Source organism: Photobacterium sagamiensis (assembly GCF_050337085.1).
In the GTDB taxonomy this organism is placed as follows: Bacteria; Pseudomonadota; Gammaproteobacteria; order Enterobacterales; family Vibrionaceae; genus Photobacterium; species Photobacterium sagamiensis.
Genome location: NZ_JAKJSP010000026.1, coordinates 53,406 through 76,820, shown reverse-complemented (window position 1 = coordinate 76,820; position 23,415 = coordinate 53,406). Strand labels below are relative to the sequence as shown.

Sequence of the window (23,415 nt, the reverse complement as noted above, 5' to 3'; positions counted from 1 at the left end):
AGGAGCACATTATGGAAGCATGGAATAAAGGAAAACGAGTTGGGCAGGAAAAGGCATTCAAACTTGAGGATATTTGGCGCATTCGAATTCGGTTAGAACTTGCTATCCATTACTAAGCTCTCGTCGTGAAGGTTAACCAATCCTCTATAGTCTTACGTTAGCGATCGAATTTTACGCAAGTTGCTGACTTATTCAGTCTGCCTTCTACTCACATCAAGCTAAATTTCTATTGGATATGATATAGTTGCGTCAGTTTTGATTATTGAAATGGAAGAGCAACAATGTCATTTGTGAAGCGTCTTGAGTTTGGTAACTACACACTAAAATTTGGTGAGAAGAAGGTTCTTCTCGATATGTTTGACGAGATAGTTATGCCGTCATTACTGGAGATGAAATATGTTCGTAAGCTTGGTGACAGCAGCGAATATTTCTTCTTAGATACCGAGCTAATTGTCCTTGATGATAACGCTGAAGAACCAGTCTTAGGCATCACAGGTCGAATAGTTAAGAACACTAAACTCAAACGTGATCAGATCTTCAAGGAAGGTGAACTCGTTGATGATAAAGATGAAATGGAATCAGCACCAAGTTCAACGTTCCTTCTCATTCTTAACAGCCATCGACTAATCTTAACTCGTGAGGTTGCTGGCGCACCAACAATCCAGAACTTCCAAAGCACAAGCCAGTATTGCTTGAGTCAGGCATACAAAGATTTCATCAACAAGGAATATGATGAAGCTGATGACGCGAAGAAGGAAAACCCTGATCTTGATCGAGTAACCAAAAAGAAATTGAAAGAGGATACTCCTTCGCCGTTCCTTCGTATTACTCCGCTACCTGATAAAGAATCGCTAGATGACTTCATTGGTCGATTCAAGACTATCAACAAGCTGAGCATCAAACTGCTCCCGACTAACCGTGAAGAGATCGACAATGATGATTTCTGGGCTGTGCTAGATCAAGGTCGAGAAGATATGGGGGAAGACTCAACAGCCAAGGTTGAGTTTACAAGCAATAAAACTGGATTAGATAACGCACAGGTACTTGGTAAGACTACAACGGCAACGGCTCTTGGAAATTCATCAGTTGATATCAAGGGTACAGATGAGCATGGTGACTCACTCAAGGGTAACAACGACAATTTCAGCTTGAGTATCGAGTTAGACGAGTTATCACGAGATGTTACAAAGGCAGCGGCAACCCAGTTTAAACTATTTAATGGTCTTGCTGGTTCAGGAGCTATAACCATGCCAGCAGTAGCTGATGCAGCGATAGCTACTGTGAAAACACTATTTAGGCGATTTAAATGAGATACAAATTTAATCCCAATGAGCTAACAGAAGAGAAGTCTCTCTGGGATATTTATAAGAAGGCATTCATCATTTTCCCAAGTAAGCTACAAATCGCCATTGTACTGACAGTGGCGATTTGCTTGGGTATCAATGCTTTTGTATTAGAAACAAATACCGCCACTCTCTTAAGTGACGTGAGGGGATGGGCTTCGTTTGGATTCAATTTTGCAATCACGACATTAGGCTTCTTGATTGCAGGGTTCACTATATTCGCTACATTGACAAAGCCAGACATGATGTTAGCGATGATGGATCACTCCAAAAGGGAATATAACCTTCCGACTTTGAAGTACAATTTTTTTGTTTTCATCAAAGTATTCATTTCATACATTTTCTTTGCTGTTGTGTATGTTTTGGCAATGTTGCTAGGTCAGAAAGGTGGATTCTTAAGTAATGCGATTGAACTCATCCCTAACTCATTATGCGTGAAGATAGTCCTAATCAAGGTAAGCTATGTGGTGATTGGTAGCAGCTTTGTTCACCTATTGCTTCAGCTCAAGTCCTTCATATTCAATATCTACATGATTGTCATGAACATGCTTCGATGGGAGCATAAGGAAAAGAATGTTAATTGATGAGGTGTCTAAATCGCTTTTGTCCCTGAGTGAGATAGGCTCTAAAGGGTTGAGCCAAATTCCTCTGTGAACTCCCGAGGAACCCGAGCTTAGGTTTATATTATAAAAATAGGACGTATCCATCACTTTCTTTCTTCGATAAAAATTTGTCTTTTGTATATATAAGATTGAATTATATTAAGTGATAAGCCTCCTTTCCTATCAAAAATTAGGAGTGGTTCCGTATAAAAACTAAGGTTTTGCTCTGCGCCTGAAAGCTCTAGCTAGTTTTTATTCGGGGAGATACCTTTTGTAAGCGAATTGGAAGTTATATTAATGAATGTATTTAACCAAACCGCCATTAAGGCCATAAACGATTACCTTAATCAATACGATAAAGTGTGTTCGTTGTATAAAACCGATGTACACAAAATCGTAGGTACGGATCATGATGAATCTGAAAGCTTTAGCATATTTTGTTCGCTTATTAGTGGCGAAGTAATTGACGATGGATATGAGACTATCTACATTTTACCGCCACAAAGGGATGATAATCGCTTCGTGGTTCATGGATTATCGCAAATTTATACAGCTAATAATGTTGCTACCCATAACAACAGAGCAAGAGAAAGGTCAATAGAGTTATTAATTGAAAAGCGTTATACAAAAGAGGGGATTGTGTGGCTTAGCCCTCATATGCAAGCTCTAATTAAATTAGTTCCATCGTTTTATACAATTGAAAATAGAAGTTTATCTTTTCCCTATGGAAACGAACTTCAAAACATAACAAAACTGTTGCAAGTGATAGAGGAGCAAATACTCAGTCAGTACCACGATGACAGAATGGATGTAGATGTTTTTGAATCCGATTTGGAATCTTTGAAAAATGCAAGTGAAGTCTTCGATGAAATTTATGATGACATATGTGAAGAGTTTAGAGAACTGGAATATTTAGATAATGCATTGCCCACATCTATAGCATTATCAGCTGAAGCTGAAGCTTTAAAGTCTATCGTAGAAGAAATAAAAGGTGGCATTAAATGGATGTGGGGGCAGCAGGTTGTTTGGTCAAAGATGCGCAAAACCAATAAGCTATTCTATTGGTAAAAATGATCGCTAGGTGGCACCTATGCTGATATTGTAAGGATGCTGATAGAACCTATCTTTGGTTTCATTTGTTACGGGCAGGCTTTGATGTCTACATCTAAAAATGCTCTTACGGTCAAGCTTTACCGCTACACATTTAGTATGAGCATCGAACCAGACCCTGTAAATAATTCTGTCCAATTGCGATCTATCAATTTCTGTGGCTCGCAATTTTATTCAATTTTCTGTTTTAAAAAATTCAGCAATCTTGGTTGATTCTGGAAGCAAGTAAGTCTCAAAGACTATTAATCTTGTATGAGGAAAGAAAAGTCAAAGCTACTATTAAAATCTACCATCTAATTGTTGCGCAAACTATGGGGTGCAAGCTTGTCAGAATCATTATTCTAAGTCGCTATTGTCCCGGAGTGACCCAGAACCCCGGATTCGTCACCCAAGACCTGTGACAACAAAGAAAGGTGAGCCGTTTCTTAATCGAAGGGCGGGTCAATTTCCACAGCATTTCTTGAACTTCTTTCCGGAACCACATGGGCATTGCTCATTCCTTCCAACTTTACTCCCTGTATGGTCGGGAGTATCTTTAGGAGCCATAGAAATTTGCAGGGAATGGTAGTTTTCATGAAGCAAAGGGGAAAACCTAGTCACAAGTTTATGATCTGCTGTTATATATGAATTTGTATTTCCTAATATGTATTGGCTGAAAAGATAGAGTTTTTCATTTCCCTCTTTTTTTGACATTTCCGCACACCACATAAGAGCATTCAGGGCTTCATGGCTTTTCTCTAGTCTGTCTAACTTCCTACTTATCTCAAGCCATCTATTTGAAGGGTGTTCCTCTGGGCGACAATTTGAGGCCTGAGTATAAAGTAAACTTAACCTTTCGGTATAATCTTCTGGTTTCTCTGGAACTGCCTCAAGCACTTTAGCAAGCCAGTAAGCAGCCAAAACCTTCACCTCTTCTTCAACTAATGCATCTTCCAAGTAAACTTTAGCAAGATAAAGGTGCGAAACATCCCCGGAGTTTAGTAAAAAACAAGCATATTCAATTTTGCTTTCAGCAAGGCCTTGTTCTGCACTTCGCTTTAGGTACATTTCACATAATTGAGCTTGTTTATTATTGTCATAATATTTCGACAAATATATTGAAGCTCTTGACTCTCCATAAGCTGAAGAGTGCTCCAATAATTCCAATCCTTCTTCGGGGTCTTGCTCGAATGGCGGCTTTCCTTCCATCACCATGACGCCATATTCATATTCAGCCCGAATATCTTCCCTGTATGCTGCACGTTGTAATAGCCTAGGAATTAGGCTATCGCCATAATTTCCTGCCACATTTTTTGACAGAATCTCAGTACCGAAGGCTTCAGCAAGTTTTGCTAAGCAATATGCCGCTGGGGCAATTGTTATGTAGCAAGACTCAAGCAACGGAACCACTTTGTCTAAAGTACGATGATAGAAACCGTAAACATTTACTGTGTGATTGTGTAGAAGATTATTTGACGTGAGTAAGTAGTTAGCCACCATATAAGCAGCCTTGTCATCATCTAAACAAAGCGCCTGATAGGAAAGCTCTTTCAACTCTATGCAGTTATCGCTTTCATTAATCTCAATATCGCTCTCAATTCCTGTAAGAGTAGAGGGCAATTTGCTAACTAATTCAAGGAAATTTATCTTGGTACTTTGTACTAGAGCCCGGAAATCTTCCTCTAGGTAACTTTCTGGATGACTACCTTTGTTGCCTGACTCGCGAATCTTATCCATCAGGTTTTCAATATGAATATTCAATTTTAAATTTTTGGCAACCGTACGAATGTCTTCGTGTATAGTCGTAATCGGGTACTCTCCTGTTAAGGATATACCGTGCCTTTCAGCCAAGGTTGTTAGCAATACTTTTAAAGCACTTCTGTAATTGACTAACGCTTCCGCATCAGAACCAATACTTTGTAGTGATTGCGCTTTTGAGTAAAACCCTCCTGTTTTCTCACAAAGCTGATTAACCGCTTCTACATCAGTGATTTTTTTACTCATTATAAATTAGCCACTTAGAACTTTTTCGGAAAGAAGTATAGGACAAATCTTAGCCCAAAAGGATATCTCGCAAATGTTATGTGTATCTGTTCTAACACATTTTGCCCCGGAGCGAGTCCACCGCAAGCAGAACCCTCTAATTCCTTACTCAGAGGCATTAGGGGGTTGCTTTTGTCCCCAAGCAACCCAGTTTGTGGGTGAAGGTAGACTACCTGAATTTCGCTGTACCTCATATTAGTTATACTTAGGGCTATAGAAATCCTCGGCATATCAGGGCAATGAGTCATAGTGCCACAAAGCTATGCCTAACTTTCTTGCAAGGACGTCAGTCTATCCAGCGCTCGATTAAGTGTTGGGCGACTTACGCCGAAGTGTCTGGCTACCTCTCCTTTTGTAACTGTTGGGTCTAGGAACATTGCATTGGCTTTTCTGACGTCTGAATCGCTCATAGCCAGCTTCCTTCCGCCTAATCGACCTCTTGCCTTTGCGTGGGCTAAACCGACCTTTGTGCGCTCAGACACGAGCCTTTGCTCGAATTGTGCAATAGCCCCTATTAAATGAAAGATCAGCTCTCCGGTAGCTGTGGTGGTATCTATATTGTCAGCCAGAGAAACAAAGCTGATTTCTTGATCCTTGAACCTATCGAGCAACTCAATAAGATCTTTCAGACTTCTAGCTAATCTATCCAAACGCTGAACAACAACAACGTCTCCGGGTCTCAGTGCGTCCAGCATTCGTTGAAGGTCAGGGCAATTTTTTGCATCTTTGCCGCTGATAGATTCTTGATAGATTCTTTCGCACCCATATTCCCTCAACGCAGTAGATTGAACATCTGCATTTTGGTCAGTGGTGCTTACTCGTCCGTATCCAATTTTCATATGCATCCCAATACTGCCCACGGTTGTAGGCCGTTTGCCTTATCTTCATCAATTACATCAGAAGATTGCATTTATTGAAATATGGATGATCAGAAGGGGATGTCACCTAGAGGGTTTTTATCTTGGTTTGCTTCAATGTATTCAATCCGCTTGCGATCTTCCTCGATCAACTTTTCAACCTCTTCTTTGGTAGGTAGTTGCACTAGTCGAAATGACTCAATACGCCCAAATACTGAAGTTTCCTCACTAACAACTTTACCTGCACGGGTGCTAGATTTGAGTGCTTCATACAAACCCTCACTGATTTCGGTATTATTCGCTAAAGAACCCAAGAAGAAATGAGTTTGAGAGCGGAATACATTAACTGCTCCTACCTCGTAATGAGTTTTACCACGATAAGTTTCTAAGCACAGGAACTCAGTTTCCGAATCACCTAAGTTAATGGCATCAATGCCAAATTCAACAGCAGAGCTGTTATCGTTAGCGTAAACCCTCCAACATAGACCAATATTGCCTTCTGTATTATGGGTATCTTCAGGAGCTACGGCGCTACAATACACAGAGCCAAAATCGACTTCAGTAGCAAATGCTGGAGCGTCTTGTTGAAGGTTCCAGCAATAGGCGTATATCTCATCCTTTTTGTACTCATCAATAGGGATTGATAAGTCGTTCTGTTCAACGAAATAAACATCCGTCTCTTCTAAAACACGGATATAACAAAACCGCCCCGTACTAATTCGTCCTGTTCTCTCGTCCTTTATCTCAAACCCTTCGGGTTGTCTGACGCGCAAATACGAACCAAATTGATCAAGCTGGAATATCTTTTCTTTAGTCATGATTGTTTCCATCAAGTTTGGTTACCTAGGACTATTCAGTGACAGCGATAGTTTTACTCATATCGATTGTGACTAAGCAATCCTGAGGATGGTTTCTAGATCTAGTAGACTCAGCCTCTTCATCAAAGATTTTTGTATTCCAGATAAAATCAAGACTTTCTAATTGATCAATAACAGAAGTCTCGATCTCTATAGCAGCTTCTTTGTCACCATTTGGGAGGTATGCCGCAACCAATGGAGTATTTACGTCCAAATACCTGACAAAGAATTGGTGTTTCCCATCCATCAAGTCAACAAGATAGCGATCATTAGGATCGCTGCCAAAGAGCAGATGTAGGTGTTCATTAGTTAATATCAGTTGATATGTCTTTCCAGTAAATTCCGTGATAACTGATTGCATGATTGCAACTCCCTGTTGGAATAAAAACGTTCGTTTTCGTTACATAGACAAACATATGCACAGCCACACATAATTACAAGAATAAATGTAAGTGAACCCGCAAAGAAATCTATGCAAATAAAATCCCCCCTTATTTTAACTAATTGAATGGTTAATATCAGGTCTGAAGCACCAAGCAGGCAAATATTAAGGAACCTCAGATGCTTCTATGACAGACTCTAGCAATATTACCCACACACAGACAAAGCATGGAAAATAAATGGATACAGCAGCGATTTGAAGCTTATTGGGTTTATAAGTCAGCCTTGTAACGTTCAGTGTTGACCGTTTTTTTTCTGATAATGCTGTAAAAAGTGACATATGGACATTAGTTTACATATCGGCTACTTTTGAACAGGAAATAGCCTTTACACTTGTTTACTGTTGAACACTAGTTACCTCTGACAACAAACATCCACACAGAGCACCTCACATATGCTAGAAAGCCGCACAGATAGAAGGATATTCAGTCAACCACTCATTCCTTGGGAAGGTTCATTCCGAAATAATGAGGACATGCCGACCCCGATAAAATACTACAACCCGGCCATTGCTGAAGAGTACAAAAAGATTGAGCTTGCCGCAGAGCAGAAGCTGGTCTCGATGCTACCAGAAGAGTTCCGTGATGATTATGCCCCGCTATTAGACAGCCAGGCTATCAATCCGGGTGACTATGCAATCGTCAAGCAGGCTGATTCGCTGTGTGCTTACCTGAAATGCCTCGAAGAGCTCAATGCGGGTAACCATGAGTTTACCCAGGCGAAAAAACGGTTAGAGAAAACGCTGGCAGACCGCTCTACCCCTGAAATGAAATACTTTCTAACGACTTTTGTCGATAGTTTTAATCTCACACTGGACGACATCAGTTAATGACTAAATTTGCCCTGAAACCCGACTGGGAACAGCGAAAAAGTAATGAGCAGAAAATGCGTCGCAATGATCACCGCTCTGTATATCAGCGGGATCGGGCTCGCATCCTTCACTCCGCAGCCTTTCGGCGTCTGCAGGCAAAAACACAAGTGCATGGGGCCGGTCATCACGACTTTTACCGTACCCGCCTGACCCATTCACTGGAAGCCTCGCAAATTGGCACTGGTGTGGTTGCCCAGCTCAAAATTAAACAGCCGCAGTTTCGGGGCTTGCTGCCGTCGAGCAGCTTAATGGAAAGTCTGTGCCTGGCCCATGACATCGGCCACCCGCCTTTCGGCCATGGTGGCGAGGTTGCCCTGAATTACATGATGCGCCATCACGGCGGGTTTGAAGGCAATGCCCAGACCTTTCGTATTGTGGCCTTACTGGAACCTTATACCGAGCACTTTGGTATGAACCTCGCTCGCCGCAGCCTGCTCGGTTTGCTCAAGTACCCGGCCTTTATCAGCCAGACCCGGGCCATTGAGCTCCCAACAGAGGTCAGTAACTTCCGCCATCTTAAGGCCAAAGACTGGCACCCGGCAAAGGGGGTTTATAACGATGACAGTGATGTGTTTAACTGGGTTCTAGCACCATTATCCGAGCAAGATAGAGCCCTGCTCGGTCAGATGCGCAGTGAGCGAACCTCCCCCGCTGAACACAAGAAAACGCACTTTAAATCGCTGGATTGTTCGATCATGGAGCTGGCAGATGACATCGCCTATGGCGTGCACGATCTGGAAGATGCCATTGTGATGGGCATTGTCAGTCGTGAGCAGTGGCACGATGCCGTTGCGAGCAAACTCGCTGATTGTGGTGAACCCTGGCTTGAGGAGCGAACCACAGAACTCAGTGAACAGCTGTTTGGATCCCATTACCAACGAAAGGACGCGATTGGTGCGATGGTGAACGCCCTGCTGACATCGATTCAGATCGGTCCGACCATTCAAGACGGTATACATAGTTTTGAAGAACCCTTGCTGAAATGGAATGCCTATTTAACCGAGCCGATGGAACGTGTACTCGCGGTACTGAAACACTTTGTCAGCGAGTACGTGGTGAAAAAACCTGAAATCCAGCTACTGGAATACAAAGGCCAGCAATTAGTGATGGAATTGTTCGAAGCCTTTGCCGCCGATCCGGAACGACTGCTGCCAGCCAATACCCGTGAGCGCTGGCTGCAAGCGGTCAATCAGGGAGATAACGAGCACCGGATCATAGCCGACTACATTTCCGGTATGACAGACGGCTTTTCCCAGCGGCTATACAGCACCCTTTTCCAGCCGACGGCTGCAGTTTCGCTAGGAAGCGAAGGGCATGGGTTTTGAGGTTTAGTTACGAGTATCTAGATGACTAGAGACGAGAAAGAGCTGTCCCCGGTGTTTGAATTTGGTCTCGAAACAGCAAAGTATAAAACTCAACTAAAACGTCATCCCGGAATCGAGGTACGAGATATCCGGGATCCAGTTCTAGCCGTGTGATCCTTAGATTCCGTATAAATTTGTTCCTCATTTTACGGAATGACGAAGTAGTAGAACCATTAGAACATAGGCCTGCTCTTCCCGCTTTTTCTCGTAGCTAGGAACTCGAGTTCTCGTCCCTGTTTACACCATAATTCTTCTGGTAAACTCCCGCAGGCATCTGCTGGATCTGATAATCAATCATCTGATTAAAGACATCAAGCAAAGGGGCGAACATCTCAGGCTGGCCCTCTAACGCCGCCAATGCCAGGTAGCCGGCTTCAACCGTTGATACACCTTGCTCCTTCGGGGATTTACGTATCCGGTAATTGCCGTTTTCAACATTATCCAGGTTTACTGATGGCAAATGGTGTAAGTTCGTTGAAAGCTGCCACATTTTATAGGCTTTCTTCCAGGTACCATCCAACAGGATCAGCGTCCGGGTGGTTCCTTTTTTCGGGCTCGTCGAAGCTATGTTAGTCGAAGCTAGGCTGGAAATAGGCACCGAGTCTTCGCCGGGGTAAACCAGCCAGACTTCTCGACCTGATTTCGCAAGCAAAGCATTTAACTCATCATGCTGAGAAAAGTCTTCACCGACCCACAGGCGAGCATTGGGTAATGACAGAGTTAATATCCGCGCAGTACCAATCGCCCGATTAAGTTCAGAAGGGTGTTGTAAAATCCACAGTTCAGTTTTAGCATCAATAACTTGGATCCAGCGACAGATGCAGGCTTTTTTCGCCTTTCCGCACTGCTCACAATATCGGCTCATTAGAGGTTGCCTTGTCTATTCGTACTTATTTATTTATCGCCATCAGTCTCTGTTTTCTAACTCAGTGGCCAGTTACCCAATCCTGGATAGCCTGGGATCGCGAGGCCATTGCTCACGGCGAAATATGGCGGATCCTAACAGGAAATTTCACTCATACCAATTGGCCACACATGTTAATGAACAGCCTGGCCCTGAGCATTATCACTTTCATCTTCCGCCGCCATTTCAGTGCAAGGCGTTATACCGCCCTTATTGTTTTCATTTCTGTCATCATTGGTATCGGCATCTTTGCTACCGACATCCAGTGGTACGCCGGTTTGTCAGGTGTCCTTCATGGTTTATTTGCATGGGGAGCGGTGAGAGATATCCGTACTCAAACCAAAGGGGGCTGGCTGTTATTAGCTGGATTGATTCTAAAAATAGGCTGGGAGCAATACTATGGAGGGGCGGCTAGCTCAGCGGCATTAATTGGCGCACGAGTGGCAATTGAAGCCCATTTGATTGGTGTGGTTTCGGGGCTGGTTGCTGGCTATACTCAACGTCAGGAACAAGCTAGAACGCGACAACGTCATATACCCAAGTGACCTCAAGATGCTTGTTCAGCGAGAATTTATTGGCTTCTAGGCAAGACGCTGATTTGAAGACATAGTTGTTCTACGTTAATAATCAGCAACACAGCATAGGAGCCAATAAAACTCGCCCTTCGGGAGTGAGGCAGCGTGCCCACTTCGGTGTCAAATGTGTTTGAAAGGGATGGCCATTCCTACACACATTTTCCTTGAATTGAACACGCTGAGCTCACTCTGAATCCAGCATCTTGAGGTCACTTGGGTATAAGTAACGGAAGGAGTACCTCAAACTACGCTCCTTCATGCTTATTCGGCCTACAGCTTGATACGCTGACGGTTCTTTTCAACAGTCGAAGCACCAATTCCTTTGACCTTTTGCAATTCTTCTGCCGCTTTAAAGTCACCATTGGCTTCACGGTAAGCAATAATATTTTCGGCTTTTTCCGGCCCGATGCCTATCAGCAACTTATCTAGCTCTTCAGCATTTGCCTGGTTGATATTGATGGTGATCTCAATGCCTTCATGGTCATCACTTGCTGCCAGCCCCATTGGGGCAAACACGACTGCAGCGCAAAACACTATCGCTTTCATTACTTTTTTCATCTTATCCCTCTTATACGTTTTATGATGTCCATCCAGCATAACGAGCGGAAGACAATGGGAAAGAATAAAATGACATTAATCATCAGAAAAAAGACGGGCCGCACAAAGGCGGCCCGCTAACAGAAATAATAATTTCAATTAGTTTGCAGGTGTTTCCAGTAATGGGTAGCTGACCTCTGCAGTAGCACGAAGTACTTGCAGAGTTGCCATCGTATCTTGCTGAGCGTTCATCTGCTCAACCTGAGTAGCAAACTGGCTATCTACAGCAACCGGAGCAACATCAGTGTTGAGCACGCTATCAAGTGCAATGATCATCACGTTACCAGACGTATCACGTGTCATACCATAAACGGCTTGACCTTCAACGGGTTTAGATAAACCAAAAGCAACCTGAGAAACCATACGGTCTGGACCTGAGCGGCTAATGGTTTGCTCTTCAGCGAAACGTAAACCTTCAGTTTCAAGAACCGTGTCATTGCCCGCGCGAAGTGCGGCGATAATTTCATCCGCTTTCGCTTGCGCATTCAGCTCACCTTTCTGGCTGGCCAGCTGAGCTTTCACGGCAGCAGAAACCTCTGCAAACGGCAGAACCGTTTCTTCGCGTGAATCTTCAACACGTACAACTACCACATGTTCAGGACCAATCTCGATAACATCTGAATTCAGACCATCTTCACGAACATCAGCACTAACTATAGCCTGCAATACAGCCGGGTTAGCCAGTACACCTTCCGCATCATTCTGAGAGAAGAATTCAGTATGCTGAACGTCTACATTTACCGCTGTAGCAGCATCATCCAGAGAGTCCGGCATTTCAAAGGCGGTTTCAGCGAGCTTAGTCTGCATATCATAGAAATATTCTGCAGCACGCTGTTCGCGAAGTGTCACAAGGATCTCATCACGAACATCAGCAAATGGCTTCACATCAGACGCTTTTACCGCATTCAGTTTGATGATGTGGTAACCAAAAGATGATTTCACGACTTCAGAAAGATCGCCGTCGTTGCTTAATGCAAATGCTGCATCTTCAAACTCAGGATCCATCACTCCACGTTCAAACCAATCCAGCTTACCGCCATCTTTAGCACTGAAAGTATCATCAGAAGAAGATTGCGCCAGCTGAGTGAAATCAGCACCGGCTTTCAGTTGAGTCATTAACTCATCAGCCTTCGCCTTCGCTTCGCTGCTGTCACCCTGAACCAGAATGTGACTTACCTGACGTTGTTCAGCGGTGCTGTACTTTTCTTTATTATCAGCGTAGTCAGCCTTCGCATCATCGTCAGAGACTTCAATGCTATCTTTCAGACCGTCACCAGAAAGCTCAATGTATGCCACCTTAACTTGCTCTGGGCGGGTGAACATCTGTGGGTTCTGCTCATAAAATGCAGTGACTTCTTGTTCAGAGATATCTGCATTTTTCGTGAACTCAGCAAGATCCAATGTCAGGCTGCGAATAACACGCTGCTGTGCTTCTAGCTTACGCAGAGCAGTCAATTCGTTGCTTAGAGTAAAGTCGCTGGTTTGAATCGCAGTAAGGAATTGCTGACGAAGCATATCAGTACGGATATATTCAGCGAACTGCTCCGGTGAAAAACCCGAACGACGCAGTAACGTCGTGTACATGTCGTTATCAAACTGACCATCACGCTGGAATTCAGGCATTGAAACAATCGCCTTACGAATTTGCTCATCGCTGATGCGTAAACCTAATTCATTCGCACGCTGCTCAATTAAAACGTCATTTACCATGCGATCAAGCACGCTTTGACGGAATTGTTTAACGTATTCAGGATCGCCCAGAAGCGTCGCAAAATAGTCACCTAACTGTGACTGCATACGATTTCGCTCGTTCTGATAAGCCTGTTCAAATTGGCTTTGGCTGATTTCCTGACCATCAATCTTTGCTGCAGCTTGTTGGCTGCCACCGGCAAGGTAGCTACCAACGCCAGCAAAGACAAAAGATAAAATAATCAAGCTAAGAATAATCTTAACCCAAATGCTGTTAGCGCCTTCGCGCAATCGCTCCATCATGATTTGCCGTATCCCCTACTGTTCGAGCTGGCATGTAGTATGAAGATGCCTCCGGCTGGCAGCAATGGCCACCGAAATGTCACCTTGATACAAAATAATACAAGTAAAAGAAAAAAAGCGCATCTACTTGATGCGCCCTCATCAGTTCTGCTTAGTTATGAAAACAACCAGCATTGATATTTGAACTGTACGAATCACAGCACAAACACAGGGCTATACCCCTATTTTTTTACAAAATCAAGTACTTACAAGATCAAGCGCTTACAATATTCAGTGTTTACAGGATCCAATATTTACAAGTTCCGGTTTACAGTGTCTAGTTTACAGAGTCTTTCAGCGCTTTGCCTGGTTTAAAACCAGGAACTTTAGCGGCTGCAATTTGGATTTCTTCACCGGTTTGCGGATTACGGCCCGTACGTGCAGCACGCTCACGTACTGAGAAAGTACCAAAACCAACAAGCGCAACCTGATCACCTGTTTTCAACGTGTCAGAAACAGCGTCAATGAATGCATCCAAAGCACGACCAGCAGACGCTTTAGAGATATCAGCACTTTCAGCAATTTTATCCACTAACTGAGTTTTATTCACAATTTCATCCCCTCAATGAATATTGTCCGCAAGAGACATTATCGACGAAAAATGCCTGCAAGAACGAGGTCTTGCCACGAACAATTAAATTTGAATCAGGCTCAAATAATACCAGCACACTACACCAATGAAGCGTGTAAGCCTTGATACTATTGAGCTTACAGAAAATTAGACCTAACTTATAGCGACACAAAAAAACGCTGACAAGGCTTTTTGTACCTGACAGCGTCTTTTCTTTACTTAACTTTGCTGCATGTCACTGTTTTGCGCATTTACCAGCTCGATACCGGTGGGATTATTCTGCAATGCTATTGTCAGCACTTCATCAATCCAGCGTACCGGGCACACTTCCAAATCAGCAATCACGTTATCTGGGATCTCTTCCAAATCACGTTCATTTTCTTTTGGAATGAGTACGGTTTTAATGCCGCCGCGGTGTGCTGCCAGTAGTTTTTCCTTCAAGCCACCAATCGGCAACACTTCGCCACGCAGGGTGATCTCACCGGTCATAGCTACATCGGCACGTACCGGATTACCGGTCAGGCTCGAAACCAGCGCCGTACACATCGCAATACCAGCACTTGGGCCGTCTTTTGGTGTTGCGCCTTCAGGAACGTGAACGTGGATGTCACGCTTCTCGTAGAAGTCAGGATTAACCCCTAATCGCTCAGCACGAGAGCGAACAACGGTCATCGCCGCCTGAATCGACTCCTGCATCACATCACCCAATGAACCGGTATAAGTCAGCTTACCTTTACCAGGCATTGATTCCGTTTCGATGGTCAGTAAATCGCCGCCGACTTCTGTCCATGCCAGACCGGTGACCTGGCCGACACGGTTGCTTTCATCAGCTTTACCATAGTCGCAACGCTGAACCCCCAGATAATCCTTCAGATTATCCTGGCTAATAGACACTTTCTTCACATCTTTGTTCAGCAGAATTTCTTTAACCGCTTTACGGCAGAGTTTTGAAATTTCACGTTCAAGATTACGCACGCCCGCTTCACGAGTGTAGTAACGAATAATGCCAATCAGCGCAGAGTCTTCGACTTCAATTTCACCGTCTTTCAAGCCATTACGCTTAATCTGCTTATTGAGCAAGTGACGTTTGGCAATGTTCAGTTTTTCATCTTCGGTATAACCCGACAGACGGATCACTTCCATACGGTCAAGCAGTGGGCCTGGGATGTTCATTGAGTTCGAGGTCGCCACGAACATCACATCAGAGAGGTCGTAATCCACTTCCAGGTAGTGATCGTTAAATGCATTGTTTTGCTCGGGATCAAGTACTTCAAGCAGTGCAGAAGCCGGATCACCACGCATATCAGAAGACATCTTATCGATCTCATCTAACAGGAACAGTGGGTTTTTCACTTCCACTTTGGCCATTTTCTGGATCAGCTTACCAGGCATAGAACCGATATAAGTACGGCGGTGACCTCGGATTTCAGCTTCATCACGCACGCCGCCCAGCGCCATTCGGACGTATTGACGGCCTGTCGCGGCTGCGATTGACTGACCCAGCGAGGTCTTACCTACACCCGGAGGACCGACAAGACAAAGGATCGGGCCTTTAAGCTTATTGATCCGGGTCTGTACGGCCAGATATTCCAGAATACGTTCTTTTACGCGCTCCAGACCATAATGGTCTGAGTTGAGAACTTCCTCGGCTTTTGCCAGGTTTCTCTTCACTTTAGAACGCTTGAACCAAGGTACACTGAGCATCCAATCGATATAGCCACGTACAACGGTCGCTTCTGCCGACATCGGTGACATCATCTTAAGCTTCTGCAGCTCTTGTTCGGTCTTTGCACGAGCCTCTGCAGGCATCTTCGATTCTTCGATTTTCTTCTTAAGAGATTCGAATTCGTCTGGCGCATCATCAAGCTCACCCAGTTCTTTCTGGATAGCTTTCATTTGTTCGTTTAAATAGTACTCGCGCTGGCTTTTTTCCATCTGCTTTTTAACGCGACCACGAATGCGTTTTTCGACCTGAAGCAGATCGATTTCAGATTCCATCATTGCCATCAAGAACTCTAATCGTTCCGTAATATCAATGATTTCGAGTACTTTTTGCTTGTCTGCCAGTTTCAGAGGCATATGCGCCGCAATAGTATCAGCCAGGCGTGCCGCTTCGTCGATACCATTTAGGGAGGTTAAAACTTCTGGCGGAATTTTTTTATTGAGCTTGATGAAGCCTTCAAACTGGTTAATAGCAGTGCGAACCAACACTTCTTGCTCGCGCTCATCCATTTCCGGTGTGATCTGAAACACAGCTTCAGCACTGAAGAATTCATCATCGGTTAAGTTTTCAACTTTTGCTCGCTGTTGACCTTCAACCAATACTTTCACCGTGCCATCAGGCAGCTTCAGCAGCTGAAGGATCGTCGCGACAGTACCGACATCGTACAATTCTTCAATCGAAGGCTCATCAGTGGCAGCTTCTTTCTGAGCGACCAGCAGAACTTGTTTATTATTATCCATTGCCGATTCAAGGCAACGAATTGATTTTTCCCGGCCCACAAACAATGGAATCACCATATGAGGGTATACCACCACATCACGCAGTGGCAGAACCGGGATTTCAAGGCGTTCAGAACGCTCCAGGTTCATATTATTCTCTCTTCCTTTTAGACTCTTTATTGAGTATATGGGGGTAAAGCATCAAGATTCAACGGGAGATGCAACAGAAAATAAAAAAGGAGGCAAAAGCCTCCTTTTTTTTTAGACATCTGAGTAGTTATTAAACAATTACTCTGCGCCAGCTGCTTGATTTCCGGTATTTTCGTAGATCAACAATGGATCTGACTCACCTTTAATCACTGACTCGTCAATCACAACTTTACTGACGCCTTCCGCTGATGGCAATTCGTACATAGTATCGAGCAGAACCGCTTCAACAATTGAACGCAAACCACGGGCACCAGCTTTGCGCTCCATGGCTTTACGAGCAATGGCAACCAGCGCATCGTCACGGAATTCAAGCTCAACGTTTTCAAGTTCAAGCAATGCAGCGTACTGCTTAGTCAACGCATTCTTCGGTTCACGCAGGATCTGAACCAACGCCGCTTCATCAAGCTCGTTCAGCGTTGCCGTAACTGGCAGACGACCGATGAATTCAGGGATTAAGCCGTATTTAACCAAATCTTGTGGCTCAACTTGCTGAAACAGATCGCTCAGAGTACGCTTTTCGTCTTTTGAACGAACGTCAGCACTAAAACCAATGCCGGTACCCGTTGATACACGTTGCTCAACCACCTTATCCAGGCCTGCAAATGCACCGCCACAGATAAATAGGATCTTAGACGTGTCTACTTGCAAGAATTCCTGTTGAGGATGCTTACGGCCACCTTGTGGTGGTACAGAAGCAACAGTACCTTCAATCAGTTTCAGTAGCGCCTGCTGAACACCCTCACCCGATACGTCACGCGTAATCGACGGGTTATCAGACTTACGTGAAATCTTATCGATTTCATCGATGTAAACAATTCCGCGCTCAGCTTTCGCTACGTCGTAATCACACTTCTGCAGCAGCTTCTGGATGATATTTTCAACGTCTTCACCAACATAACCCGCTTCAGTCAGCGTGGTTGCATCAGCCATCGTAAATGGTACATCCAGCATACGTGCCAGTGTTTCAGCCAGCAGAGTTTTACCGCTACCGGTCGGACCGATCAGCAGAATATTACTTTTACCCAGCTCAACACCATCACTTGTGGTGTCGCCATTACGAAGACGTTTGTAATGGTTATAAACCGCTACCGCCAACACCTTCTTAGCATGCGGCTGACCAATAACGTAATCATCCAGGTTTGAACGAATTTCTTGCGGAGTCGGAAGCTCATTGCCGTCGCGCTTAGGCATCACTTCTTTAATTTCTTCGCGAATAATGTCGTTACAAAGATCGACACATTCATCGCAAATATACACAGAAGGGCCAGCAATCAGCTTACGAACTTCATGTTGGCTTTTGCCGCAGAAAGAGCAATACAGCAGTTTTCCACTACCATTCTCTTTTCGCTTATCTGTCATTCGCTAACCTCTTTTCGGGTTTAAACCCATCATTGCCTTGTTTTGAGTGTATAACAACTCTTACTATTTTGCTCCGTCACACGGTTAAAGTCGCGCCACCAAGAAAATTATCAGAATTAGTCACGTTGCGTCAAAACAGCATCTACCAAACCATATTCAACTGCCTGTTCTGCAGACATAAAGTTATCACGGTCAGTATCACCCTCGACGACGTCAAGAGGTTGACCTGTGTGATGTGCAAGTAAGGTGTTAAGTGTGTGTTTTATAGTCAGAATTTCTTGAGCATGGATCTGAATATCCGATGCCTGTCCCTGGAAACCACCTAACGGCTGGTGGATCATAACACGCGCGCTCGGCAGGCAGTAACGCTTACCCGCAGCGCCGCCCGCCAGCAGAAATGACCCCATAGAACACGCTTGCCCCATACATACCGTACTGACGTTTGGTTTAATAAACTGCATGGTGTCATAAATAGACATACCTGCCGTTACCGAACCACCCGGCGAGTTGATGTAAAGGAAAATATCTTTATCTGGATTTTCAGATTCTAGGAACAGAAGCTGTGCAACTACTAGGTTGGCCATATGATCTTCAACCTGACCAGTCAGGAAAATCACACGCTCTTTCAGTAGTCGGGAATAAATGTCGTAGGAACGCTCACCACGAGCAGTCTGCTCGACCACCATAGGAACCAGCGCATCCATAATCGGAGACATGGCGTTTTTTTCTTGGTAGCTCATAACGTTATTTCCCTAAAATAAATGGCCCGGATGAAAAGACTCACACGGACCATTGTTAGCAGAAGATTTGAAACAAAGTCAAATCTCTACAGTAATTTCAGCAAATTAAGCCGCTGGCTGGTTCATAAGATCGTTGAAGCCAACTTCTTTTTCAGTAACCTGAGCTTTTGCTAGTAGTGCGTCAATCGCTTGCTCTTCAAGAGCAACATTGCGCATGTTGTTCATTAGCTTCTCGTTTTGCTCATAGTAAGCAACAACTTCAGTTGGATCTTCATAAGCAGAAGCCATTTCTGCGATTAGCGCTTTAACACGCTCGTCGTCAGCTTTTAGTTCTTCAGCCTTGATCACTTCACCGATTAGCAGGCCAACAACAACGCGACGCTGAGCTTGCTCTTCGAATAGCTCACGTGGTAGTTCAGGCGTGTTCTCCGCATCGCCACCGAAACGTTGTGCAGCTTGTTGACGAAGTACGTTGATTTCCTGATCAATCAGCGCCGATGGAACAGAGATGTTGTTCTGCTCAACCAGACCGTCAAGAACCTGCTCTTTGATGCGGCCTTTAACAGCTTGCTTCAGTTCACGTTCCATGTTCTTGCGAACTTCAGCTTTAAGACCGTCAACAGAACCATCTACAACACCGAATTTAGCAACAAACTCTTCAGTTAGCTCTGGTAGCTCTTGCGCTTCAACTTTGTGTAGTTTAATCGCGAAAGATGCTGCTTTACCTTTTAGGTTTTCAGCGTGGTAATCTTCAGGGAAAGTCACTTCCAGAGTAAACTCTTCACCCACTGTCTTACCAACGATGCCGTCTTCAAAACCAGGGATCATGCGGTTTTGGCCCATTGCTAGTGCGAAACCTTCAGCTTTACCGCCTTCGAATACTTCACCATCAATAGAACCTGTGAAATCGATAGTTACACGGCTGTCTGCAACAGCTGCCGCTTCAACGTCAGACCAAGTTGCTTGCTGCTTACGTAGCGTATCAAGCATGTTAGCGACATCTTCGTCGTTCACTTCAACTGCTGGTTTTTCAACCGCAATCTTCTCAAGACCGGCTAGTTCGATCTCAGGATATACTTCGAAAGACGCTTTAAATACAAGATCTTTACCTTCAGCAATCTCAACTGGAGTGAAAGTCGGCGCGCCTGCTGGATTGATTTTCTCTTTAACAATTGCTTCGATAAAGTGACGCTGCATCACTTCACCAAGGATGTCCTGGCGAACAGAAGCGCCAAACATACGAGCAACCATTTTCATCGGGGCTTTACCCGGACGGAAACCATCAAAACGACGATTTTTAGCAATTTTTTTCAGCTCTGCAGTTACTGCGTCTTCAATGTTAGCGGCAGGAACTGTGATTGTTAGATGGCGCTCTAGGCCTTCAGTGGTTTCAACGGTAACTTGCATTTTATTTAACCTCAAATCCTACTCAGTTTTTCTGAGTGATGTTGCCGATCAGTCATTTACTGACGGTGGCATCCTTTCGTGTTACGGCAAAAAACCATAACGCCTCTAATTCTGATAATTCCTAGCACTTCTGGAAAAAAACCACAGCGCTAGAAATCAAACGCGCCATTATAGCGACCTGTTCACCTGTCGTCGAGACAGAAGCCTTAAACAGCTATCTAAATACAGCTGTTCCACAACATAGGGGCAAAAAAACCATTTTCAAGGGTTAAAAGTGAAAATAAACGACTCAATCATGATTTTTTTCATCAATAGCCCGAAAAACCACCGGATCGCGCCATGACCAATCACAGGGTTATGTTGAAGCTATTGACCCATTGAACAAAGATCAAGCAACACGGACTAGCGCTTTCTATCATGTCGTTCGAGCAATAGACATCGTCATTGGGTCTGTTATACCCAAGAACCAGAACTGGTACTAAAGCGATTTATGTAAATAAAATATGGATTATAGAGATCAGGGCAACGAATCGCTAAGGTATATAAGCGACGGATTCATCGAAATGGGGATTTTAGTCAAGCAACATCGGAGTATAAAAGGAAGATGGCGCGCCCTGCAGGATTCGAACCTGCGACCACATCCTTAGAAGGGACGTGCTCTATCCAGCTGAGCTAAGGGCGCATCATTTAACGTAACACTGGGCTACGGGGCAAAATTATACGTTGCTCAATCTTAACGTCAACGATTTTTAGTCCATTTCCTTCAACTCATACGCCAACCGCTCAAACTTCCAACAAACCACCCTTAATTTAAGCAGTTACCGCTGCTGTTTTATTCGCTGACTACTTCAGTACATTGAAAACAGATAACAAACACCAACCGCGCAAACGTTTGCTCGGTAGATCTTAATCACCTTATCTGCGATAATGTGGTACTAAAATAATCGCTATATCGCCATATTCGAAGTGCACTAACAGCCTTTTCGACAATTGGTTTATGCTCAAGCAATTAATGACATTTTAACAAGCCCTAGTTTACGGATTAGCCCGGAATTACCCAAAAGGAAAATCATGGCCGCTCAAATTATTGATGGAAAACTTATTTCCCAGACGGTTCGACAAGAAGTTGCTGCGCGAGTAAAGGCGCGAGTTGAAGCAGGATTACGTGCACCAGGTCTAGCCGTGATACTGGTAGGGCAAGATCCGGCCTCGCAAATTTATGTCGGAAGTAAACGTAAAGCGTGTGAGGAAGTGGGGTTTGTTTCAAAATCCTTCGATTTTCCGGCAACAACCCATGAAACGGAGCTTCTGGCGTTAATCGATGAACTGAATGCTGATAACAATATTGACGGCATCTTGGTTCAGTTGCCACTACCTGCTGGTATCGATACCACGAAAATACTTGAGCAGATTGACCCGGAAAAAGATGTTGACGGATTTCATCCATACAATGTTGGCCGTTTATGTCAACGCATCCCTAAATTACGCTCATGTACACCCAAAGGCATAATGACGCTATTAGAGCGCTATAACATTCTGGTCCGTGGTAAACATGCTGTTATTGTGGGCGCCTCAAATATTGTCGGTCGCCCAATGACGTTAGAGCTTTTGTTAGGTGGCGCGACAACGACTACCTGCCATCGCTTTACTCAGGATCTTGAGCACCATGTTCGCCAAGCCGATATTCTGATCATTGCGGTCGGTAAACCTAACTTTATTCCTGGCGATTGGATCAAGGAAGGCGCCGCTATTATTGACGTTGGTATCAACCGATTAGACAACGGAAAGCTTGTTGGGGATGTTGAGTATGATATCGCTCGTGAGACAGCGAAATACATCACGCCAGTGCCCGGCGGTGTTGGCCCGATGACGGTCGCAACCCTGATTGAAAATACCTTACTGGCTTGCGAGCAGTATCATTCAGAGTGATTAGAAGCGAGTTTCGAGATACTACAGAGGTAGTTGTTGAAAAGTAATAACAACGCCTTTAGCAGCCTAGATGAATCAACTGCATGAGTATGAGTCGGCATAAACTACCTCTGTAGGTACTAGATTGAAGAAGGGAAGCTTAAGCTTCCCTTTTTGGTTCTATGGTTTCTACACCTTACAACGTCTTAACAATCTCTTTCAGATACGCTGTAAAATCTTCACCCAGGCTGTTATGACGCATGCCGTATTCTACGAATGCCTGCATATAACCCAGCTTGCTACCACAGTCATGGCTTTTACCTGACATATGGAACGCATTCACTTGCTGTGATTCCATCAGCATATCAATCGCATCAGTCAGCTGAATTTCATCTCCGGCACCAACAGGTGTTCTCGCCAGTAGATCCCAAATCTCAGCAGGCAATACATAGCGGCCTACAATGGCAAGATTTGAAGGCGCCTCTTCAACAGCGGGTTTTTCTACCACTTTCGTCATCGCCGTCGTTTCACCCGGCTTGAGTTCAGCGCCATTGATGTCTGCCACACCATAATTAGCAACATCAGCCATCGGGACAGGCTCCACTAACACCTGACTGATCTTCGTGGCGTTAAAAGCATTAATCATGGCAGCCATGTTTTCTTTGCTTAGATCACTGGCCACATCATCAAGAATGACATCAGGAAGCACAACCGCGAAAGGCTCCTCTCCCACTAATGGACGGGCAGAGAGGACTGCATGACCAAGCCCTTTAGCCTGGCCTTGTCGCACATGCATAATTGTCACATCTTTCGGGCAAATACTCTTCACTTCATCAAGCAACTGACGTTTAACACGCTTCTCTAATGTTGCTTCCAATTCAAACGAGGTATCAAAATGGTTCTCGATAGAATTCTTTGATGAATGCGTGACCAGTACAATCTCTTTGATACCAGCCGCGACACACTCGTTAACCACATACTGGATCAATGGCTTATCGACGATTGGCAACATTTCCTTTGGAATTGCTTTTGTTGCCGGAAGCATACGGGTTCCAAGGCCCGCGACAGGGATAACGGCTTTACGAACCGGGGAAGTATTCGACATTCTATTTTCCATTAGTCTTCAAAAACTTTTGCCGCACTATAACAAATATATAATTACGTATCGACGCCATAGAGAATAACCTGCGAGGGTGACCGAAGA

The 23,415-nt window shown here is 44.3% G+C and carries 19 protein-coding genes, 1 tRNA gene and 2 pseudogenes; 8 read left to right on the top strand and 14 right to left on the bottom strand.

The features are described 5' to 3' along the window. Window positions 1–11: 11 nt before the first annotated feature. The 4 genes and pseudogenes from L4D76_RS13660 to L4D76_RS13645 all read left to right on the top strand — a co-directional run. A pseudogene (locus L4D76_RS13660) lies at window positions 12–101 on the top strand (integrase); the annotation flags it as partial. Window positions 102–281: 180 nt separating this feature from the next. Further along, the gene (locus L4D76_RS13655) at window positions 282–1,310 is read left to right on the top strand and encodes a hypothetical protein (RefSeq protein ID WP_428441443.1); all 1,029 of its coding nucleotides are present in this window, start codon (window positions 282–284) and stop codon (window positions 1,308–1,310) included. Beyond that, on the top strand, window positions 1,307–1,927 hold the full coding sequence (locus tag L4D76_RS13650) for a hypothetical protein (RefSeq protein WP_428441442.1): 621 nt from the start codon (window positions 1,307–1,309) through the stop codon (window positions 1,925–1,927). Before L4D76_RS13655 ends, L4D76_RS13650 begins: the two co-directional genes overlap by 4 nt. 315 nt (window positions 1,928–2,242) lie before the next feature. Next, a complete protein-coding gene (locus L4D76_RS13645) occupies window positions 2,243–3,013 on the top strand; it encodes a hypothetical protein (protein WP_428441441.1) in 771 nt (256 codons plus the stop codon). Window positions 3,014–3,496: 483 nt separating this feature from the next. On the opposite strand, the gene L4D76_RS13640 is transcribed toward L4D76_RS13645, so the two are convergent. From L4D76_RS13640 to L4D76_RS13625, 4 genes are all read right to left on the bottom strand, one after another. Continuing rightward, window positions 3,497–5,038: an SEC-C metal-binding domain-containing protein gene (locus L4D76_RS13640; RefSeq protein ID WP_428441440.1), complete on the bottom strand. Its 1,542-nt coding sequence runs from the start codon at window positions 5,036–5,038 to the stop codon at window positions 3,497–3,499. 305 nt (window positions 5,039–5,343) lie between these two features. Continuing rightward, complete coding sequence (locus L4D76_RS13635; protein ID WP_428441439.1) at window positions 5,344–5,916, bottom strand: recombinase family protein; 573 nt, start codon at window positions 5,914–5,916, stop codon at window positions 5,344–5,346. An 89-nt stretch (window positions 5,917–6,005) separates the two neighbouring features. Beyond that, window positions 6,006–6,752 carry a hypothetical protein gene (locus L4D76_RS13630; protein WP_428441438.1) on the bottom strand — a complete coding sequence of 249 codons (747 nt, stop codon included), beginning with the start codon at window positions 6,750–6,752 and terminating at the stop codon, window positions 6,006–6,008. 31 nt (window positions 6,753–6,783) lie between these two features. Then, on the bottom strand, window positions 6,784–7,152 hold the full coding sequence (locus L4D76_RS13625) for a hypothetical protein (RefSeq protein ID WP_428441437.1): 369 nt from the start codon (window positions 7,150–7,152) through the stop codon (window positions 6,784–6,786). Between the two features lie 552 nt (window positions 7,153–7,704). Here L4D76_RS13625 and yfbR point away from each other — a divergent pair. Together yfbR and L4D76_RS13615 are read left to right on the top strand one after the other, a co-directional pair. Beyond that, window positions 7,705–8,061 (top strand): annotated as a pseudogene (gene yfbR, locus L4D76_RS13620) (5'-deoxynucleotidase); the annotation flags it as partial. Beyond that, window positions 8,061–9,428, top strand: coding sequence for an anti-phage deoxyguanosine triphosphatase (locus L4D76_RS13615; protein WP_428441436.1), 1,368 nt, complete (start codon window positions 8,061–8,063; stop codon window positions 9,426–9,428). The pseudogene yfbR and the gene L4D76_RS13615, both read left to right, overlap by 1 nt. A gap of 250 nt (window positions 9,429–9,678) precedes the next feature. On the opposite strand, the gene L4D76_RS13610 is transcribed toward L4D76_RS13615, so the two are convergent. Beyond that, entirely contained in the window at window positions 9,679–10,332 is a 654-nt protein-coding gene (locus L4D76_RS13610; RefSeq protein ID WP_428441435.1) for a tRNA-uridine aminocarboxypropyltransferase, read from the bottom strand. A gap of 11 nt (window positions 10,333–10,343) precedes the next feature. Here L4D76_RS13610 and rrtA point away from each other — a divergent pair, with 11 nt between their 5' ends. After that, a complete protein-coding gene (rrtA, locus tag L4D76_RS13605) occupies window positions 10,344–10,916 on the top strand; it encodes a rhombosortase (protein ID WP_428441434.1) in 573 nt (190 codons plus the stop codon). A 300-nt stretch (window positions 10,917–11,216) separates the two neighbouring features. Here the strand turns inward: rrtA and L4D76_RS13600 are convergent, their stop codons facing one another. From L4D76_RS13600 to L4D76_RS13565, 8 genes are all read right to left on the bottom strand, one after another. After that, window positions 11,217–11,504 (bottom strand): ComEA family DNA-binding protein, encoded by a 288-nt coding sequence (locus L4D76_RS13600; RefSeq protein WP_428441433.1) that lies wholly within the window; start codon window positions 11,502–11,504, stop codon window positions 11,217–11,219. A 138-nt stretch (window positions 11,505–11,642) separates the two neighbouring features. Then, window positions 11,643–13,535: a peptidylprolyl isomerase gene (gene ppiD / locus L4D76_RS13595; RefSeq protein ID WP_428441432.1), complete on the bottom strand. Its 1,893-nt coding sequence runs from the start codon at window positions 13,533–13,535 to the stop codon at window positions 11,643–11,645. Window positions 13,536–13,851: 316 nt separating this feature from the next. Continuing rightward, window positions 13,852–14,124 carry a nucleoid-associated protein HU-beta gene (gene hupB / locus L4D76_RS13590; RefSeq protein ID WP_107284345.1) on the bottom strand — a complete coding sequence of 91 codons (273 nt, stop codon included), beginning with the start codon at window positions 14,122–14,124 and terminating at the stop codon, window positions 13,852–13,854. Between the two features lie 240 nt (window positions 14,125–14,364). Next, complete coding sequence (gene lon / locus L4D76_RS13585; protein WP_428441431.1) at window positions 14,365–16,737, bottom strand: endopeptidase La; 2,373 nt, start codon at window positions 16,735–16,737, stop codon at window positions 14,365–14,367. A gap of 138 nt (window positions 16,738–16,875) precedes the next feature. After that, window positions 16,876–18,156: an ATP-dependent protease ATP-binding subunit ClpX gene (clpX, locus tag L4D76_RS13580; RefSeq protein WP_428441430.1), complete on the bottom strand. Its 1,281-nt coding sequence runs from the start codon at window positions 18,154–18,156 to the stop codon at window positions 16,876–16,878. 116 nt (window positions 18,157–18,272) lie between these two features. Continuing rightward, window positions 18,273–18,896, bottom strand: a complete 624-nt coding sequence (gene clpP / locus L4D76_RS13575; protein WP_428441429.1) for an ATP-dependent Clp endopeptidase proteolytic subunit ClpP — start codon at window positions 18,894–18,896, stop codon at window positions 18,273–18,275. A gap of 105 nt (window positions 18,897–19,001) precedes the next feature. Next, window positions 19,002–20,303 carry a trigger factor gene (gene tig / locus L4D76_RS13570; RefSeq protein ID WP_428441428.1) on the bottom strand — a complete coding sequence of 434 codons (1,302 nt, stop codon included), beginning with the start codon at window positions 20,301–20,303 and terminating at the stop codon, window positions 19,002–19,004. A gap of 605 nt (window positions 20,304–20,908) precedes the next feature. Then, window positions 20,909–20,985 (bottom strand) — tRNA-Arg (locus L4D76_RS13565). Between the two features lie 389 nt (window positions 20,986–21,374). Between L4D76_RS13565 and folD the strand changes: the two genes are divergently transcribed. After that, window positions 21,375–22,232 carry a bifunctional methylenetetrahydrofolate dehydrogenase/methenyltetrahydrofolate cyclohydrolase FolD gene (gene folD, locus L4D76_RS13560; protein WP_428441427.1) on the top strand — a complete coding sequence of 286 codons (858 nt, stop codon included), beginning with the start codon at window positions 21,375–21,377 and terminating at the stop codon, window positions 22,230–22,232. A gap of 175 nt (window positions 22,233–22,407) precedes the next feature. Here folD and galU read toward each other — a convergent pair whose 3' ends face one another. Next, entirely contained in the window at window positions 22,408–23,316 is a 909-nt protein-coding gene (galU, locus tag L4D76_RS13555; protein WP_428441426.1) for a UTP--glucose-1-phosphate uridylyltransferase GalU, read from the bottom strand. Between the last annotated feature and the right edge of the window lie 99 nt (window positions 23,317–23,415).

Coding starts and splice junctions, on each gene's coding strand:
- L4D76_RS13650 (WP_428441442.1), top strand. CDS start 1,307: ATGAGATACAAATTTAATCCCAATGAGCTAACAGAAGAGAAGTCTCTC.
- clpX (WP_428441430.1), bottom strand. CDS start 18,156: ATGACAGATAAGCGAAAAGAGAATGGTAGTGGAAAACTGCTGTATTGC.
- ppiD (WP_428441432.1), bottom strand. CDS start 13,535: ATGATGGAGCGATTGCGCGAAGGCGCTAACAGCATTTGGGTTAAGATT.
- L4D76_RS13635 (WP_428441439.1), bottom strand. CDS start 5,916: ATGAAAATTGGATACGGACGAGTAAGCACCACTGACCAAAATGCAGAT.
- L4D76_RS13645 (WP_428441441.1), top strand. CDS start 2,243: ATGAATGTATTTAACCAAACCGCCATTAAGGCCATAAACGATTACCTT.
- folD (WP_428441427.1), top strand. CDS start 21,375: ATGGCCGCTCAAATTATTGATGGAAAACTTATTTCCCAGACGGTTCGA.
- L4D76_RS13610 (WP_428441435.1), bottom strand. CDS start 10,332: ATGAGCCGATATTGTGAGCAGTGCGGAAAGGCGAAAAAAGCCTGCATC.
- L4D76_RS13615 (WP_428441436.1), top strand. CDS start 8,061: ATGACTAAATTTGCCCTGAAACCCGACTGGGAACAGCGAAAAAGTAAT.
- tig (WP_428441428.1), bottom strand. CDS start 20,303: ATGCAAGTTACCGTTGAAACCACTGAAGGCCTAGAGCGCCATCTAACA.
- L4D76_RS13630 (WP_428441438.1), bottom strand. CDS start 6,752: ATGACTAAAGAAAAGATATTCCAGCTTGATCAATTTGGTTCGTATTTG.
- clpP (WP_428441429.1), bottom strand. CDS start 18,896: ATGAGCTACCAAGAAAAAAACGCCATGTCTCCGATTATGGATGCGCTG.
- galU (WP_428441426.1), bottom strand. CDS start 23,316: ATGTCGAATACTTCCCCGGTTCGTAAAGCCGTTATCCCTGTCGCGGGC.
- L4D76_RS13600 (WP_428441433.1), bottom strand. CDS start 11,504: ATGAAAAAAGTAATGAAAGCGATAGTGTTTTGCGCTGCAGTCGTGTTT.
- L4D76_RS13625 (WP_428441437.1), bottom strand. CDS start 7,152: ATGCAATCAGTTATCACGGAATTTACTGGAAAGACATATCAACTGATA.
- L4D76_RS13640 (WP_428441440.1), bottom strand. CDS start 5,038: ATGAGTAAAAAAATCACTGATGTAGAAGCGGTTAATCAGCTTTGTGAG.
- L4D76_RS13655 (WP_428441443.1), top strand. CDS start 282: ATGTCATTTGTGAAGCGTCTTGAGTTTGGTAACTACACACTAAAATTT.
- lon (WP_428441431.1), bottom strand. CDS start 16,737: ATGAACCTGGAGCGTTCTGAACGCCTTGAAATCCCGGTTCTGCCACTG.